The sequence below is a fragment of the Cupriavidus gilardii genome (assembly GCF_017598945.1).
Lineage (GTDB): Bacteria > Pseudomonadota > Gammaproteobacteria > Burkholderiales > Burkholderiaceae > Cupriavidus > Cupriavidus gilardii_E.
The window spans coordinates 191,451-208,182 of sequence record NZ_JAGFTW010000058.1; the positions used below are offsets into that span (position 1 = coordinate 191,451).

General features: G+C 69.4%; 14 protein-coding genes. 8 read left to right on the forward strand and 6 right to left on the reverse strand.

The window, feature by feature from the left end:
• Positions 1–20: 20 nt before the first annotated feature.
• Together J5T34_RS21825 and J5T34_RS21830 are read left to right on the forward strand one after the other, a co-directional pair.
• The gene (locus tag J5T34_RS21825; RefSeq protein WP_208582975.1) at positions 21–1,082 is read left to right on the forward strand and encodes an HlyD family secretion protein; all 1,062 of its coding nucleotides are present in this window, start codon (positions 21–23) and stop codon (positions 1,080–1,082) included.
• Positions 1,079–2,650: an MFS transporter gene (locus tag J5T34_RS21830; protein ID WP_208582976.1), complete on the forward strand. Its 1,572-nt coding sequence runs from the start codon at positions 1,079–1,081 to the stop codon at positions 2,648–2,650. The genes J5T34_RS21825 and J5T34_RS21830 overlap by 4 nt, the downstream gene beginning before the upstream one ends.
• A 25-nt stretch (positions 2,651–2,675) precedes the next feature.
• On the opposite strand, the gene J5T34_RS21835 is transcribed toward J5T34_RS21830, so the two are convergent.
• Positions 2,676–3,623 carry a DMT family transporter gene (locus tag J5T34_RS21835; protein ID WP_208582977.1) on the reverse strand — a complete coding sequence of 316 codons (948 nt, stop codon included), beginning with the start codon at positions 3,621–3,623 and terminating at the stop codon, positions 2,676–2,678.
• 126 nt (positions 3,624–3,749) lie between these two features.
• On the opposite strand from J5T34_RS21835, the gene J5T34_RS21840 reads away from it, so the two are divergent.
• Complete coding sequence (locus tag J5T34_RS21840) at positions 3,750–4,787, forward strand: LysR family transcriptional regulator (RefSeq protein WP_244259140.1); 1,038 nt, start codon at positions 3,750–3,752, stop codon at positions 4,785–4,787.
• On the opposite strand, the gene J5T34_RS21845 is transcribed toward J5T34_RS21840, so the two are convergent.
• Both J5T34_RS21845 and J5T34_RS21850 read right to left on the reverse strand, forming a co-directional pair.
• Positions 4,729–5,337, reverse strand: coding sequence for an SAM-dependent methyltransferase (locus J5T34_RS21845; protein ID WP_208582978.1), 609 nt, complete (start codon positions 5,335–5,337; stop codon positions 4,729–4,731). The genes J5T34_RS21840 and J5T34_RS21845 overlap by 59 nt on opposite strands.
• Positions 5,334–6,929 carry an acyl-CoA synthetase gene (locus J5T34_RS21850; protein ID WP_208582979.1) on the reverse strand — a complete coding sequence of 532 codons (1,596 nt, stop codon included), beginning with the start codon at positions 6,927–6,929 and terminating at the stop codon, positions 5,334–5,336. The genes J5T34_RS21845 and J5T34_RS21850 overlap by 4 nt, the downstream gene beginning before the upstream one ends.
• A 194-nt stretch (positions 6,930–7,123) precedes the next feature.
• On the opposite strand from J5T34_RS21850, the gene J5T34_RS21855 reads away from it, so the two are divergent.
• A complete protein-coding gene (locus tag J5T34_RS21855; protein WP_208582980.1) occupies positions 7,124–7,561 on the forward strand; it encodes a TfoX/Sxy family protein in 438 nt (145 codons plus the stop codon).
• A gap of 42 nt (positions 7,562–7,603) precedes the next feature.
• Here the strand turns inward: J5T34_RS21855 and J5T34_RS21860 are convergent, their stop codons facing one another.
• Genes J5T34_RS21860 through J5T34_RS21870 form a run of 3 tightly spaced genes read right to left on the reverse strand, consistent with a single transcriptional unit; the run spans position 7,604 to position 10,068 of the window.
• Positions 7,604–8,239, reverse strand: coding sequence for a flavin reductase family protein (locus J5T34_RS21860; RefSeq protein ID WP_208582981.1), 636 nt, complete (start codon positions 8,237–8,239; stop codon positions 7,604–7,606).
• 25 nt (positions 8,240–8,264) lie between these two features.
• Positions 8,265–9,014, reverse strand: coding sequence for a GntR family transcriptional regulator (locus J5T34_RS21865; RefSeq protein ID WP_244259141.1), 750 nt, complete (start codon positions 9,012–9,014; stop codon positions 8,265–8,267).
• Between the two features lie 4 nt (positions 9,015–9,018).
• A complete protein-coding gene (locus J5T34_RS21870; protein ID WP_208582982.1) occupies positions 9,019–10,068 on the reverse strand; it encodes a polysaccharide deacetylase family protein in 1,050 nt (349 codons plus the stop codon).
• Positions 10,069–10,415: 347 nt separating this feature from the next.
• Between J5T34_RS21870 and J5T34_RS21875 the strand changes: the two genes are divergently transcribed.
• Genes J5T34_RS21875 through J5T34_RS21890 form a run of 4 tightly spaced genes read left to right on the forward strand, consistent with a single transcriptional unit; the run spans position 10,416 to position 16,682 of the window.
• Positions 10,416–11,591: an ABC transporter substrate-binding protein gene (locus tag J5T34_RS21875; protein ID WP_208583205.1), complete on the forward strand. Its 1,176-nt coding sequence runs from the start codon at positions 10,416–10,418 to the stop codon at positions 11,589–11,591.
• Positions 11,592–11,623: 32 nt separating this feature from the next.
• Entirely contained in the window at positions 11,624–12,499 is an 876-nt protein-coding gene (locus J5T34_RS21880; RefSeq protein WP_208582983.1) for a branched-chain amino acid ABC transporter permease, read from the forward strand.
• Positions 12,496–15,081, forward strand: a complete 2,586-nt coding sequence (locus J5T34_RS21885; RefSeq protein ID WP_208582984.1) for a branched-chain amino acid ABC transporter ATP-binding protein/permease — start codon at positions 12,496–12,498, stop codon at positions 15,079–15,081. The genes J5T34_RS21880 and J5T34_RS21885 overlap by 4 nt, the downstream gene beginning before the upstream one ends.
• Positions 15,081–16,682 (forward strand): gamma-glutamyltransferase family protein, encoded by a 1,602-nt coding sequence (locus J5T34_RS21890; RefSeq protein WP_244259142.1) that lies wholly within the window; start codon positions 15,081–15,083, stop codon positions 16,680–16,682. The genes J5T34_RS21885 and J5T34_RS21890 overlap by 1 nt, the downstream gene beginning before the upstream one ends.
• The last annotated feature ends 50 nt before the right edge of the window (positions 16,683–16,732 follow it).

Genomic DNA, 16,732 nt, shown 5'->3' on the forward strand with positions numbered 1-16,732 from the left:
GGCGGCCATCGCGACGCGCAGTGCTGGCCTCGCTGTCGATCGTCGGCACACTGCTGGCGAGCTACGGCAGCTATCGCTGGTGGCAGCACCGCCAACACATGGTCACGAGCGACAACGCCTATGTACGCGCCGACGTCACCGCGGTGGCGCCGCGCGTGGCCGGCTATGTACGCGCCGTCGAGGTCGACGACAACCAGCCGGTGCGAGTCGGTGACGTGCTGTTCCGCATCGACGACGCCGACTATCTCGCACGCGTCGGACAGGCCGAAGCCGATGTGCGGGCGCGCGGCGCCGCGCTTGCCACGCTGGAGCGCCAGCATCGTCTGCAGCAGGCGCAGATCCAGCAGGCCCAGGCGAAGCTGCGCATTCGGCAATCGGCCACGCGCCGCGCCGAGCTCGATCATCGGCGCCACGCCTCGCTGTTGGAGGCCCACGCCAGCAGCCGCCAGAACTATGAACTGGCGCGCGCAGAGGCCGAACAGGCGGCCGCGGCCGAGCAAGGCGCCGTGGCCCAGCTCGATGCGGAGCGCCGCCGTCTGGAGGTGATCGCCGCGCAGATCGAGGAGGCCAGGGCTGCCGAAGCGAGCGCACTGGCACAGCTCGAACTGGCGCGCATCGACCTGCGCAATACCGTGGTGCGCGCGCCGGTCGACGGCGTGGTCGGCAATCGGCAGATCCGCGTCGGGCGCTACGTGCAACCGGGCACGCAGGCCTTGGCGCTGGTGCCGGTCGAGGCGGCCTGGGTCGTCGCGAACCTGAAGGAGACCGAACTGCACCGCATCCGCGTCGGCAGCCCGGTGCGGATCGAGCTGGACAGTTATCCCGGCGTGCCGATCGACGGCACGGTGGCCAGCGTGTCGCCGGGCAGCGGCGCGCAGTTCGCGCTGCTGCCCCCGGACAACGCCACCGGCAACTTCACCAGAATCGTCCAGCACGTGCCGGTCAAGATCGTGCCGACGCGCGGCGGCCCACTGCACGGCAAGCTGGTGCCGGGACTATCGGCGGTGGTGTCGATCGATACGCGGACCGGCGCGACGGCCCCTGCCACACCGCTGGCGCAACGCCTCGCGCAGGTCAGATGATGGACCGGCGCTTCGCCATGCTGCTGGCCGGTGTGACACTGCTCGCCCTCACCGACGCCATCAACGGCACGCTGATGATGGTCAATCGCGCCCATTTCGCTGGCGGACTGCATGCGACGCTGGACGAGGCAGCCTGGCTCAATATCCTGTACTTCGCGGCGAAGCTGGCCGGCTTCGTGATCGCGGCAGCGGTCGTGCGCCGCTTCGGCGAGGCAGCGGTGTTGCGGTGGTCCGGCGTACTGCTGGTGGCCTCGACCATGGCCGCTTCGTTGCCGCTCGACCTGGCGATGCTGTGCACCTGCCGCTTCGTGCATGGCGCGAGCGCCGCGTTGATGCTCGCCACCGCGCAGGCGCTGCTGTTTCGCGATGCGCCGCCGCGCTGGACGCCGCTGAGCCAGGCGGTGTTCGCGCTGGCGACCGTGATGGCGCCGACCACGCTGGCACCGCTGGCGCAGGGCTGGGTCACCGATCATGGGTCCTGGCGCCTGGTGTTTCTGGCGGGTGTGCCGTTCGGGCTGGCGGGGATCGGGCTGGCGCTGTTGGCGCTCCGCCGCGAGCCCGCTCGCCAGCGTGGCAACGTGGGAGGCTCGGCGCTACGGCCCACGCTCAATCCGATCGATCTCGCACTGCTCATCGTCGCTTCGATCGCCATCGTCTTCGTGCTGCAGGAAGGCAATCGCCACGACTGGCTGCACGCGCCGCCGATCGTGCAGGCCGGATTGCTGGCCGCGGCGACCCTGTTGCTGGCGGCATGGCGCCAGCGCCGACGCGAAGGCGCACGCTGGCTGCAGGCGCGGCTGTTCCGCGACCCGCATTTCGCCTTCGGCTTCTGCGTCAGCTTCGTGGCCGGCTTCGCGCTGTTCGGCAGCGCCTTTCTGCTGCCAGCTTTCGCGCTGAACGTGCTGCGACTCAGCCCGACCCACGCCGGCAATCTGCTGGTATCGAGCGCGGCCACCGCTTCGCTGGGCCTGCTGCTTGGCGGCGCGCTGGCGCAATACACGCGCGTGGCGCCATTCAAGCTGATCCCGCTCGGCATCGTGCTGTTCATGCTGGCGATGGGCATGCTGTCGTACGCCACGGCGTACAGCGGCTTGCCCGACATGACGCCGCCGCTGCTGATCCGCGGCTTCGGCCTGGGGCTGATGTTCCTGTCGCTGACGCTGGTCACGCTGGGCGGACTGCGGACCGAGCTGGCCTGCCAGGGCGCCGCGCTGTTCAACTTCGGCCGGCAGTTCGGCGGACTGATCGGGATCGCCTTCCTGCAGACGTATCTGCATCATCGCCATGCGGCTGCGCGCACCGCGCTGGTCCAGACGCTGCCGGTTGGCGTGGACGCGCCGCTCACCGCGGAATCGATGGAATCGCCGCTGCGGCAGGCACTGTCACAGGTCGATCCCACCGTGGCGATGGCCGCCACGCTGGAACCGCTGCTGGAAGGGCAGGCCGGCGCGCTGGCCTTCAATGCGGGCTTTCTGTCGCTCGCGCTGCTGTTTATCGTGGCGATCCCCGTGCTGCTGGCGATCAAGGCGGCGCTGGGTCGCTACGGTGCGAGCAGCGCCGCGCATTGAGCGCGGCTGCGGCAGAATATCCGCACTACACCCGTTCCGCGGCCTGCGGCACATCGTGCGCCGGCGCGAACGGACGCTGCCATCGCATGGTCGCCAGCAGCGAAGCGACCACGATCAGCCCGCCCCCGATCCAGCCAGTCAGCGAGATCCGCTCGCCCAGCCACAGCCACGCGAACAGCGCGCCGAAAGCCGGCTCGCTGCCCATCAGCAGCGCGACGCGGGTCGGACTGCTGCGTTTGATCGCGTAGTTCTGCGCAAAGAATGCGAACAGCGTGCAGGCACCGACCAGGTACAGCAGGCAGAACCAGAACGGGCTCTGCGTGCCGAAGCCGGGCAGCGGCGGCAGCGGCCACGTGGCGGCCCCGCCGGCCCACGCCACCGCCACGCTGCCGACCGACACGACGCCAGCCTGCAGCGCGGTGACGGCGAGCGCGGACGGCGGCTGCCGGCCCATGCTGTGCTTCATCGCGCAGACATAGATCGCGCGCAGCAACGCGGCCAGCAGGATCAGCGCATCGCCGGGGTGAAAGGACAGCGTCCATGCGCCATCGGCGGCCAGAATCCAGGCGCCGCACAATGACAGCAGCACCGCCATCCATTCGAGCCGGCCCGGCCGGCGCGACAGCAGCAGCCATTCGATCAACGGGGTCAGCACCACGCACAGGCTGATCAGGAACGCCGCATTGGCCGCGCGCGTCAGCAGCAGGCCGAACGTTTCGCACAGGAAGATGCCGAGCAGCAGAACGCCTGCTCCGGTGACCCGAGCCAGCGAGGCAGCCGGTATGCCACGAAGACCTGGCAGCGTGGGCGACAGCAACACGAAGGTCAGCCCGAAGCGCAGCGCCAGCAGGCCGAGCACCGGGTAGTGCTGCAGCGCCTGCTTGGCGACGCCATAGCTGGTGCCCCACACCACGGCGACCCCGAGCAGCATCAGGTCGGACAACATCAGCAGGCGGGTTTGTCGGGCGGTCATGGAATGGGCGGATCGGCCATCGAATGGATCGGTCCGAACATTGTCCGGCATTGCATTCGCGGCGATAATCCTTCCATTCTGCAAATCTTTGATGTCGTCGATTCATCAATCCCCAACGTGCCGCCGATGCACCAGAACACGCTGATCGCCCTGCTGCCGGACCTGGCGGTGTTCGCCCGTGTCGTCGAGACCGGCAACTTCTCGCTGGCCGCGCGCCAGCTCGGCACCACGCCATCGACCGTCAGCCGGCAGATCAAGCGGCTCGAGGAAGCGCTGGCAACCCGCCTGCTGGAACGCTCGACCCGCAAGGTCCGCGTGACCGAGGCCGGCGAACAGGTGGCGCGGTTCTGCCGCGACATGGTCGGTGCCGCGGCTGGCGCGGTCGATGCCGCCGGTCAACTGGGCGGGCGACCGCAAGGACGGGTCACGCTGAGTGCGCCGGTCGCCTATGCAAAGACCGTGATTCACCCGTTGATTCCAGCGTTTCTGCGCCAGTACGAGCAGATCGACGTGCAGCTGCGCTTTTCCGACCAGACCGTCGATCCGCTGGCCGACGAGGTGGATCTGGTGATCCGGCTGACCGACGATCCGCCGCCGGGGCTGGCCGGCCGCCGGCTCGGCGCCGTGCGTTGGGTGTTGTGCGCCTCGCCACGCTATCTGCGCAAGCGGGGCTTGCCGGCGCAGCCGCGCGAACTGGCCGGCCACGATTGCCTGTTTCTTGGCGAGGTCGCCGACGACAATCGCTGGCGCTTTCGCCGTGGCGGAGAAACGCAGACGGTTGCGGTGCGCGGGCGCTATATCGCCAACCATGTCGGTGCAAGGCTCGAAGGCGCGCTGGACAACCTGGGCATTGCCGCGCTGCCCGACTTCGCGGCTCAGGCCGCGCTGCAATCGGGCAAGCTGGTACAGGTACTGCCGGACTGGGACTTCCGTGCGCGCGCCTACCAGGGGGCGGTGTGGCTGCTATATCCGCCCAAGCGCGTGCTGCCTCCGAAGGTCCGTGTGCTGATCGACTATCTTGCGATGCATCTGGGCGATCTTGGCGATGGGCGCGAAAGACCGGCCGCGGCCGCAGATACCGCTACGCCGCGGCGCAAGGCAAGGCTCAGCCAGCCTCCCGCTGAGTCGGCCTCAACCCATCGGCGGCCCACGCGTCGATCATGAAGTCGTCCTCGCGATAGCTCGCCGTGCGGGCGAAGCCGGTTTCCTGTTCCAGGATGCGATGCACCTCCGGCGCGGCACAGGCCTGTTCGTCGAACGGATGGCGCCAGTGGCAGGCCAGCAGCAGCCCGTCCGGCTCCATCGATTCGCGCACCCGGCGCGCCAACCGGGCGACCTGATCCGGCGCGAGGTAATAACAGAACTCGCTGAGCACCACCAGATCGAAGCGCTGCGCCGGCCATTCCGATGGCACCTTGATCGTGTCCACGCGCACGTGCGTGGCATGACCGGCGCGCGCCGCCGCGGCCTCGACCGCGCGCGGATGCCGGTCGGCCGCCAGCAGCGCCTCGCACCGCGACGCCAGCGCGGCCGTCATTTCGCCGTTGGCACAGCCGGGCTCGAAGGCCGAGCGATAGCGCGGCCGATCGAGCATCGCCAGCACCAGCGCGCGCTTGCGCGCCTCGAACCAGCGCGTGCGGTAGTGCCAGGGATCGTCGCCGTTGGCGTAGACGGCGTCGAAGTAGCCGTCCGGCGTCGGCTGGCCGGCGCTCATGCCTGCGCCTCGTATCGGCGCCGCAGTTCGCGCTTGAGCAGCTTGCCGCTCGGATTCTTCGGCAGCGCCTCGGCGAAGATCACGCGCTTGGGCACCTTGAAATGCGCCATGCCTTCCTTGCAGAAGTCGATCACCTGCTGCTCCGACAGCGTCTGCCCATCCTTGAGCACGATCACCGCGGTCACCGCCTCGACCCAGTAGGGATCGGGCAGGCCGATCACCGCGACCTCGGACACCGCGGGGATGCGGAAGATCATTTCCTCGACCTCGCGGCTGGCGACATTCTCGCCGCCGCTCTTGATCATGTCCTTCTTGCGGTCGACGATGGTGATATAGCCCTCCTCGTCGCGCACCGCGAGGTCGCCGCTATGGAACCAGCCGCCGCGGAAGGCTTCCGCGGTACGCTCTGGATCGTTGTAGTAGCCGTCGAGCAGTTGCGGCGAGCGATGGACGATCTCGCCGATCTCGCCCGGCGCGACATCGCGCATCTCGTCGTCGACGATGCGGGTCTCGACATTGAGCGCCGGCTTGCCGGCCGAGCCGGCCTTGCGCAGCTGGTCGTCGGGATGCAGCACGGTGGCCAGCGGCGCGATCTCGGTCTGTCCGTAGAAGTTCCACAGCCGCACGCGCGGCATGCGGCGCTGCATTTCCTTCAGCACCTCGACCGGCATGATCGACGCGCCGTAGTAGCCCTTGGCCAGCGAGCCGAGGTCGGCGCCCTCGAACTGCGGCGAGCGCAGCAGCGCGATCCAGATCGATGGCGGCGCAAAAAACGCATTGACGCGATGGCGCGCGATCAGCGGCAGGATCACGTCGGGCCGCGGCTGTCCGGTGATGATATTGGTCGCACCGAGGTACACCGCGGGCCCGAGGAACACATCGAGCTGCGCGCAGTGATACAGCGGCAGCGCGTGCAGCACCACGTCGTCGGCCTGCATATTGCCCTCGACGATGCAGGTCACGTACTCCCACAGCACCGCCTCATGGCTCAGCATCGCGCCCTTGGGCAGGGACTCGGTACCGCTGGTGTAGATGATCTGTAGCAACGCGCGCGGATCGACCGGTGCAATGTCCGGCATCGGGGCGCTCGCCATCAGCAGATCGTCGAAGCGCAGCATGCCCTCGGGCGCGCCGTCGGCCTGGTCCTCGGACGGCAGCCAGATCTGCAGGCCGATCTGCACGCCGTCGGCTACGCCCTGCTCCACCGCGGCGACCGCCAGCGCCTCGAAGCCCGCGCCCACCAGCAGCGTGCGTGCGCCGGAACTGCGCAGAATGTAGGCCACTTCGCCGGCATTGAGCATGAAATTGATCGGCACCAGCACGGCGCCCATGCGGGCCAGCGCGAAGCGCATCGCCGCGAATGCATGCGAATTGCGCGACAGGATGGCGACGCGGTCGCCGGCGGCGATGCCCTGCTGCGACAAGGCCGCGACCAGGCGGTCGCAAATCTGGTCGAAATCGCGGTAGCTCCACTGCACGTCGCCGCAAACGATGGCGGCCTTGTCCGGCGTGCGTTGCGCCGAGCGCCGCAGGATATCTCCCACGCCATGCTGATGCGCGCGGCGGATCGCCGCCTGCTGGTCTAGCGTCATGCTGCTGTCTCCTGTGCCTGTTCTGTGCTCGTGTCTGTGCAGGTTCTGTGCATCCTGCTCGCGGCGGACCGCTGCGGGGACATCGGCCGCCGGCCGCGTCAGGCTAGCAGCATTCGCGCGCCGGCGCATCCCCCCTGGGCCCGGTGCCGGCGGTGCTACCATCGCCGGATCGCTCGTCAGCCGTGCTATCGCCCATGTCCACGTCCCCACGCCGTTCCGATCCCTTCGTCGATCACCTGCTCGAACTGATGGCGCCGCTGGCCGCACGGATCGGCCCGATCGCGGCGAAGCGGATGTTCGGCGGGCATGGCTTGTATTACGACGGCCTGATGTTCGGGCTGGTCGCCGACGGGCGCTGCTATCTGAAGGCCGATGCATTGACGCTGCCTCGTTTCGAGGCGCAGGGGTGCGAACCGTTCAGCTATCGCAGCGGCGCCAAGGAAGTGGTGATGCGCCATTATCTGAGCCTGCCGGCGCAGTGCCTCGAATCGGCAAGCGAGATGGAACCGTGGGCGCGCGAGGCAGTGGAGGCGGCGTTGCGGCTGGCGAACGCCGCGCCGCCAAAGCGCAAGCCGGCGGCGAAGAAGGCCGCCATCGCGACGCCCGCGCGGCGGCGCAAGGCGCAGGCATGACGGAGGCTGGATTCCCGCCTACGCGATAGCGGCGGACGGCCGTCAGATCTCGTCGATCGCCGTCGATGCGGTGGGCCTGCCCGCTTCCTGCTCCAGCGAGAAGCGGTCGCGCGTGGACACGTAGAAGCTCGCGCCAAAACGCCCCACCGGAAAATAGTCCTGCAGCCTGACGCGCCAGCGCTCGGTATCGATCAGGCCATCCCTGGCATGCAGCCGCAGCACGCGGCCGATAAAGATCTGGCGGCTGTCGGTCTCCAGCGTCTCCCACAGCCGGCATTCGAACGCGACGGGCGCCTCGGCGATCCGCGGCGGCGCGATCTGCGTGCTGGGCGCCGTGGTCAGGCCCACATGCGCGAGTTCGCTGACATCCGGCGGCAGCCGCTCGCCGCAGCGGTGCATCCGTTCGGCCATCGCCTCGTCGCACAGATGCACGACGAATTCGCCGGACCGTACGATGTTGGCGGCGGTGTCCTTCAGCGCGCCGTCGGCCAGCCGGTTGACGCTGATCATCACGATCGGCGGCTCCTCGCCCAGCATATTGAACATCGAGAACGGGGCGGCATTGGCGGTGCCGTCCTCCCCCAGCGTGGTCACCAGCGCGATCGGCCGCGGCACGATCAGGCTGGCCATCAGCTTGTAGCGCTGGTATTCGGTAATGGCGTCGAAATCGATTTCCATATTGGCGCGATGGCCTCGTTCGTGTTTAAAGGCCCAGCATCTGGGCCAGGCTCTTCTCGCCCTGCATGCGCGAGGTCTCGATGCGCTGCTCCAGCTCGCGCAGATGTGCGTCCATCCGGGCGATCGCGCCGGCCGCATCGCGCTGCTCGATGCAATCGACGATGGCCGCATGCTCGTCGTGCTCGCATGGCGCGTGGCCGGGCGGCTCGTACAGGCCGACGATCAGCGAGCAGCGCGACACCAGCTCGGTCAGATAGCGCTGCAGCACCGGGTTGCGCGCCAGCGCCGCGATGCGCAGATGAAAGCCGCTGGCGAGCCGCGCCCACGAGGGCTGATCGAACCGGTGCATCGCGTCGTGCTCGTCGGCCAGCTGCCGGCGCAGATCGCGCAGATCGGCCGCGGTGGCGCGCGCCACCGCCATCTCGACCAGCACGCGTTCGAGCGCCCGCCGCGCTTCGAAGATCTGGCCGGTCTCCTCCGGCGTCGGCTCGGCAATCACCGCGCCCTTGTTGGGCCGCAGCGCGACGATGCCGTCGTGCGCCAGCTTCTCCAGCACGCGCCGCACCACCGCGCGCCCCACGCCGAACAGCTGGCACAGCTCCGGCTCCGGCAGCTTGGTGCCGGGCGTCAGCCGGTGGTTCAGCACGCCGTCGAAGATCGACTGGTAGATGCGCGTGTCGGCATCGAGCGGCTGGCGTTTTGAGGGCACGGCGGCAGCTTTGACCTTGCCCGCGGTGGACCTGGTCGCGGCTTTGGTCAACGAATGAACGGTCATGATGTCAGCTCCCGGCTGCCGCAATTGCGGCCATTGTCGTCACCACGTCGGACGACGCGGCCGCAGCCCCGCCGCCCACAGCCTCCATCGCCTCGCAGATCGCCCCGGGCGTCGTCATCCAGATCTCGCCGTCATCGCGGCGCCGGGCGATATGCGCCAGCGCCCTGCGCAGATGACGCAGCCGGTGCGGCTGTCCGACCAGATAGGGATGCAGCGCGATCCCCATCACCAGCGGCTGCGGCCGCGTGGCGTGATTGGCCTGCGCCAGCATCTCGTCGAAGTGGTCGACGATCATGTCGGCAAACGCCGCGCCGTCCATCTGCCGTCCGACGATCATCGGAATGTCGTTGAGCTCCTGCGGATAGGGAATCGACCATAGCGGCCCGCCGCGCGTCGCCATGCGCACCGGGCGATCGTCGTGGCACCAGTTCAGGGTGTAGCGGTAGCCCGTCTCGCTGAGCAGATCCGGCGTCAGCGCGCTCTCCGAGATCCACGGCGACAGCCAGCCGGTGGGCGGCTTGCCCGCATGGGCGGCGATGCGGTCGCGGCAATGGCGCAGCAGCGCCCGCTCGCCGGCCTCGTCCAGATCGCTCTGGCGCACGGCATTGGTGTGCCCGTGTCCGATCAGCTCGTCGCCGCGCGCGAGAAAGGCGTCGGGCACCTCGGGGCAATGGTCGTACAACGCGGTGTTGAGCAGCACGCCGGTGGGCATGCGCAACTGATCGAACAGCTCCAGGCAACGCCAGACACCGACGCGGTTGCCGTATTCGCGCCAGCTGTAATTGAGCACGTCCGGTTGCGGCGAGGCGGGCCCGATATTCGCGCCCAGCCCCTCGCCGAAGGCGAAGTGCTCGATATTGAAGCCGAGATAGACCGCGAGCCGCGCGCCGCCGGGCCAAACGAAATCGTCGGCATCGGTAATCGGCCGATAGGCAAAGCGCCCATGCGTGCGCAGCGGGCCAAAGGTCGTCGTTGCGGCGAAGCTGCGGCCGCCGCGGTCATCGCCTGCCTGCCGCGGCGGCAGAGGCGGCAGCGAAATCGGATTGTGGGTCATCGCCCTGTGTTCCCCTGTCTGGCGATCGCGGCCTCGGCGCGCGGATCGGTGCGCCTGCACCGTCCTGGCCCCGCTTCCGCACCTGCCGCACCGCATCCGTGCGGCACGCACCGGCTTCGATCGCATTCATCTCGATGGCGCAATCGTTCGCAAGATGCGAGCCAGATCGTATGCGATCGGCTACCCCTTTCCCTGCAACGTCTGACGTGCCGAATGTCGACGCGTGGCATGCCTCTTGCGATCGCATCGCCGGTCCGTCGCTTCCACGACGCCAATCGCTTCCTCTTGCACCGATCCGGAGAACTGCCATGTCCCGCCACCGCCCCGAACCGCGCCGCCGCGCGCTGATGCTCGCCGTCGCCGCCATTACCGCCGCCTGCGCGCTGCCCGCCGTGCCGGCGCTGGCGGCCGACACCGTCAAGATCGGCCTGATCACCGCGATGACCGGACAGTCCGCACGCGCCGGCGAAGCGCTGACGCGTGGCATGACCATCGCGATCGACGAGATCAATGCCAAGGGCGGCGTGCTGAACGGCCGCAAGCTCGAGCTGGTTCGCCGCGATGACGAGAGCAATCCCGCCAAGGGGGTGCTGGCCGCGCGCGAGCTGATCTACAAGGAGAAGGTCGCGGTGCTGTTCGGCGGGCTCGACACGCCGGTGTCGATGGCGATCGTGCCGATCGCCAATCAGGAGAAGGTGCCGTTCATGGGGCCGTGGGCGGCCGGCACGCCGATCACGCGCAACGGTGCCAATCCCAACTTCGTGTTCCGCGTGTCGGCGGTCGACGAGCTGGTCGACAAGGCGATGCTGCAGTACGCGCAGAAGACCTTCGGCGCCAGCAAGCCGGGGCTGATCCTGGTCAATAACCCGTGGGGCGAGTCCAACGAAAAGGGCATCGTCGCCGCGCTGACGGCCAAGGGCATGAAGCCGGCCGGCATCGAAAAATTCGAGGCCAACGACGTCGACGTGGTGCCGCAACTGGGCCGCCTGAAGGCCGCGGGCGCCGACGTGCTGCTGATGGTCGGCAACGTCGGCCCTTCCGCGCAGGTCGTCAAATCGCTGGACCGCATGGGCTGGAAGGTACCTGTGGTCTCGCACTGGGGCCCCGCCGGCGGGCGCTTTACCGAGCTGGCCGGCCCCAATGCCCGCAACGTCCACTTCGTGCAGACCTACAGCTTCTTCGGCGCGCCGTCGCCGGTCGGCACGCGCGTCGTCAATGCGCTGAAGGCCAAATACAGCGACATCAAGGGACCGGACGACATCACGCCGGCGGTCGGCGTCGCCAACGCCTACGACGCCACGCATCTGGCCGCGCTGGCGATCCAGCGCGCCGGCTCGACCAAGGGCGACGGGGTACGCCAGGGCTTCTACCAGATCGATCGCTACGAGGGGCTGATCAAGACCTATGTGAAGCCGTTCTCGCCCCAGGTGCACGACGCGCTGACCGAAAACGACTACGTCTGGGCCCAGTTCATCGACAACCGCATCGTGCCGGTCGCCGACAAACAGGTCGCGTCGAAGTAAGCCGCCGCTGCCGCCCGCTCGAGGAACGCCTGATGTTATGGATCTCCGCACTGATCAGCGGTCTTGGCCTGGGAAGCATGTACGGGCTGATGGCGCTGGGTTTTCATCTGACCTTTGTGGTCAGCGCCACCGTCAATTTCGCCCAGGGCAGCTCGATGATGCTCGGTGCGGTACTGACCTATACGTTCGCGCAGACGCTGGGCTGGCCGATGGCGCCGTCCGTGTTGCTGGCGCTGGCGCTGTGCGCGCTGTACGGGCTGGCGGTCGAGTTCGTCGCGGTGCGCCCGTTCGCCAGCCGCGGCTCCGATGCGTGGCTGATGGCCACGGTCGCGCTCGGCATCGTGCTCGATAACGTCGTCACGCTGACCTTCGGCACCGAGCCGCGCAGCCTGCCGTCGCCATTGGCCACATCGTCGATGCAGCTGGCCGACGGGCTCGGCGTCTATCCGCTGCAGCTGTTGATCCCGGTGGTCGGCCTCGCGCTGGCAGGGGTGCTGCACTACGTGCTGCGCCACTCGCGCTGGGGGCTGGCGATGCTGGCCGTCGTGCAGAACCGCGATGCGGCCCGGCTGATGGCGATTCCGATCCGCCGCACCGTGGCCGCGGCATTCGCGGTATCGACGCTGCTGGCCGGCGTCGCCGGCGTGCTGATCGCCCCGCTGTTCAACGTGCAGTCCGACATGGGCACGGTGTTCGGGCTCAAGGCGTTCGCGGTGGCGATTCTCGGCGGCCTGTCGAGCGCCTGGGGCGTGATGATCGCGGGCCTGATCTTCGGCGTGGTCGAGGCCGCGATCACGGCCTCACTGGGCTCGAGCTATACGCAGATCATCACCTTCGCACTGGTGATCGCGCTGCTGGCGCTGCGCCCGGCGGGACTGTTCGGCCGCGCGGAGGTACGCAAGGTATGAGCGCACGTCCTTCCCTCGTCGCCGGCATCGGCACGCCGCTGCAGATCGCCGCCATGGCATTGGCGCTGCTGGGGGCCGCGACCGCGGCCATGATGCTGAACGGCTATTTCGTCTTCGTGATCGCCGGGGTCGCCATGCTGGCGATCTGCGGCGTCGGCCTGAACCTGCTGATCGGCCTGACTGGCCAGATCTCGTTCGGCCATGTCGGTTTCTATGCGATCGGCGCCTACAGCGTCGCGATTCTGACCGGCCAGGCCGGCTGGAGCTTCTGGCCGGCCTGGCTGGCCGGCACCGCGATCGCCGCGCTGGCGGGCGCGCTGCTGGCGCTGCCGGCGCTGCGCGTCAAGGGGCCGGGACTGGCGATGATCACCATCGCCTTCGGCTTTATCGTCGAACACGGCGCGGTCGAATGGCGCGCGCTGACCGGCGGCCAGAATGGGTTGATGGGCATCGCCCAGCCCTCGCTGCCCGGCGTCGAAGGCGGCGAACGCGCGCTGACGCTGATCGCGCTCGCGGTGCTGGCCGTGTCGCTGGCAGCTTACGCGCGCATTTCCCGGGGCAGCTGGGGCGCGGCGATGCGCGCCGTGCGCGACAGCGAAACCGCGGCGGCGTCGATCGGCATCGACCCGCTGCTGGTGCGCACGGTGGCCTTCGCCTTCTCGGCCGCGCTGGCCGGGCTTGCCGGCGGACTGTTTGCGCCGATGCAGGGCATGGTCACGCCCGGCATGTTCTCCTTCCTGCAGTCGATCCTGTTCGTGCTGGTGGTGATGATCGGCGGCGCCGGCACCGTCGCCGGTCCGGTGATCGGCGCGGCGGTGGTCGGCATGCTGCCGGAGCTGCTGTCCAGCCTGGAGAACCTGCGGCTGCTCTGCTTCGGCATGCTGCTGCTGGTGGTGCTGTGGGTCGCGCCGCAGGGGATCGTCGGCGTGGCGAGCGCTCTGCTGCGCCGGCTGCGCCCCCGACGCGCCGATGCCATCCCAGCGCCCGAGCCGGCCGACATGCCGCTGCCCGGGCGCGAACCCGCTGCGCGTCGCGCGCTGGTGGCCGATGGCCTGTCGATGGTGTTCGGCGGCGTGCGGGCGGTCGACCAGCTGTCGTTCACGGTAGCCGCCGGTGCCGTGACCAGCCTGATCGGCCCGAACGGCGCCGGCAAATCGACCGTGCTGAACATGCTGTCGGGCTACTACCGGCCGCATGCCGGCGGGCGACGGCTCGGCGACGCGGCGCTGCCCGCGCGCGGCGCCTGCCACAGCGCGCGCCACGGCATCGCGCGGACCTATCAGACCTCGCAGTTGTTCGGCGGCATGAGCGCGGCCGACAATGTCGCGCTCGCGCTCGGCGGCGGTCGTCTTGGCACGCTGCTCGGCACCGCCCGCTTCACCGCCGCCGATGTCCGCGCGCAGGCCCACGCGCTGCTGCGCGCCTGCGGCTATCGCGGCGACCCCGATGCCAGCGCCGCCGATCTGGCGCACGTCGACCGCAGGCTGGTCGAGATCGCACGTGCGCTGGCCACGCAGCCCGCGGTGCTGCTGCTCGACGAGCCGGCCGCCGGATTGTCGCGCGAGGACAAGGCCAGCCTCGGACAGCTGCTGCGCCGCATCGCGGACAGCGGCATCGCCGTCGGCCTGGTCGAACACGACATGTCGCTGGTGATGGACGTATCCGACCGCATCGTGGTCATCGACGCCGGCCAGCGGCTGGCGGTCGGCACGCCGGCCGAGGTCCGGGCCGACCCCGCGGTCCGTCGCGCCTATCTGGGCGAAGCGGCCGCCGGTGGACCGCCGCGCCAATACCGTGACACGTCGGGTGCGGAACTGCTGGGCGTCAACGCGTTGCGAGCCGGCTATGGCGCCGCGCCGGTGCTGCACGACATCGCGCTGCAGGTCCGCGAGGGCGAGATGGTCGCGCTGCTCGGCGCCAACGGCGCCGGCAAGTCCACGCTGATGCGCGCGCTGTCCGGCCTGCACCGACCGGTGCAAGGCGGCATCGCGTTCGACGGCACCGATCTGGGCGGCATCGATGCGGCCCGCATCGCGGCGATGGGCATGGTGCTGGTGCCCGAGGGGCGGCAGGTGTTTGCCGAGCTGTCGGTGCTCGACAACCTGAAGCTCGGCGCGTTTCCGTCCGGCCGTCTGCGCCGCGGCGAAATGCAGCGTCGCATCGAATCGATGTTCGCGCGGTTCCCGCGCCTGCGCGAACGCCAGCATCAGCGCGCCGGCCTGCTGTCCGGCGGCGAGCAGCAGATGCTGGCGATCGCGCGCGGCCTGATGTCGCAGCCGCGCATGCTGCTGCTCGACGAACCGTCGCTGGGCCTGGCACCCAAGGTCATCGACGAACTGTTTGCCTCGCTGGACCGCCTGCGCGAGGCGTCGATCACGATCCTGCTGGTCGATCAGATGGCCGCGCTGGCGCTGACGCTGGCCGACCGCGCCTATGTGCTGGAGGAAGGCCGCGTCGTCGCGAGCGGCCGCGCCGACCTGCTGGCGCGCGATCCGGCGCTGGTGCAGGCGTATCTGGGCGGCGACGATGGTGACCATGCCGCCGGGAATCCCGCTGCGGCCCCGCAAGCGGTGGTGGCCTGATGGAAACCGCTCTCTTTGCCCGTGCCGGGCTCGCCCGCTCCCGCGCGGGCATGGTGACCAGCCCGCATGCGCTGGCCAGCGAGGCCGGACTCGAGGTGCTGCGCGCCGGCGGCAACGCGATCGAAGCGGCGATCGCGATCGGCGCGACGCTGTCCGTCACCTACCCGCACTTCACGGGTCTGGGCGGCGACGCCTTCTGGGTCATTGCCGACGGTGCCGGCGAGGTCCGCACGCTGTCCGGCATCGGCCAGGCGGCCGCGGCGCCGCCGGCATTCGATGGCGAGATTCCGACGCGTGGACCGGCCTCCGCGTTGACCACGGCCGCGACTGTCGATACCTGGGATCGTGCCTACCGTCTCAGTCGCGACGCGTGGGCCGGCACCAGGTCGTGGGAATCGCTGTTCCACCGCGCCATCGAGCATGCCGAGGCAGGGTTCCCCGTTACGCCGTCGCAGCGCTTCTGGCAGGATTTCCGCGCGGGACAGTGGCGCGACTGGCCCGGCTTCGCCCGCGTGTTCCTGCCCGAGGGCCGCGTTCCCGAGATCGGCGAGCGCTTCCGCCAGCCGCAGCTGGCGCGCAGCCTGCGCCGAATCGCCGAGCACGGCGCGCGCGACTTCTACGAAGGCGAACTGGCCGAACGGATCGCCAGAGGCCTGCGCGAGGCCGATTCGCCCTTGCGCGCGGCCGATCTCGCCGCGACGCGCGCCCGTGAAGAATCGCCGCTGACGGTGCCCTATCGCGGCGGTGAACTGGTCAGCCTGCGCCCGCCCACGCAGGGCGTGACGTCACTGCAGATCATGGGGATACTGGACCGCTTCGACGTCGCCGCGGTCGCCGAAGGCAGCGCCGACTACTACCATCTGCTGGTCGAAGCGGTAAAGCAGGCGTTCATCGAGCGCGACCGTCACGTGGCCGATCCCGAGTTCGTCGACGTGCCGGTACAGACGATGCTGTCGGCCCCGCATCTCGATACGCTCGCGGCGGCGATCCGGCCGGATCGCGCGCTGCCGTGGCCGCACCGCTTCCGCACCGGCGATACCGTCTATCTTGGTGCCGTCGACAGCCAGGGCCGCTGCGCCAGCGTGCTGCAGACCGTCTACTTCGACTGGGGCAGCGGCGTGGTGGCCGGCGACACCGGCATCCTGTGGCACAACCGCGGCGCGGCCTTCGGCACCGACCCGCGGCATCACAACGTGCTGCGGCCGGGCAAGCGGCCCTTCCACACGCTGAACCCCGGCCTCTATCTGCAAGACGGCCGCCCGCGGCTGCTGTACGGCACGCAGGGCGCCGACGGACAGCCGCAGACGCTGGCGGCGGTGCTGACGCGGATGATCGACTACGGCATGGACCCGCTGACGGCGCTGTCCCGTCCGCGCTTCCTGCTGGGCCGCACGTTCTCGGATACGCGCGACACGCTGAAGCTGGAAGCCGATGCCGGCGACGCGGTGATGCAGGCGCTGACCGCGCGCGGCCATGAGCTAAGTGCGATCCCCGCGCAGAGTCCGCTCGCCGGGCACCCCGGCGCGATCCGCATCGAGGCCGACGGCAGCATCACCGGCGCACACGATCCGCGCAGCGACGGCATGGCGATCGGTTGCTAGCGGTTGCTCGGTTGCTCGGTTGCTCGGTTGCTCGTGGTTGCGGTTATCGC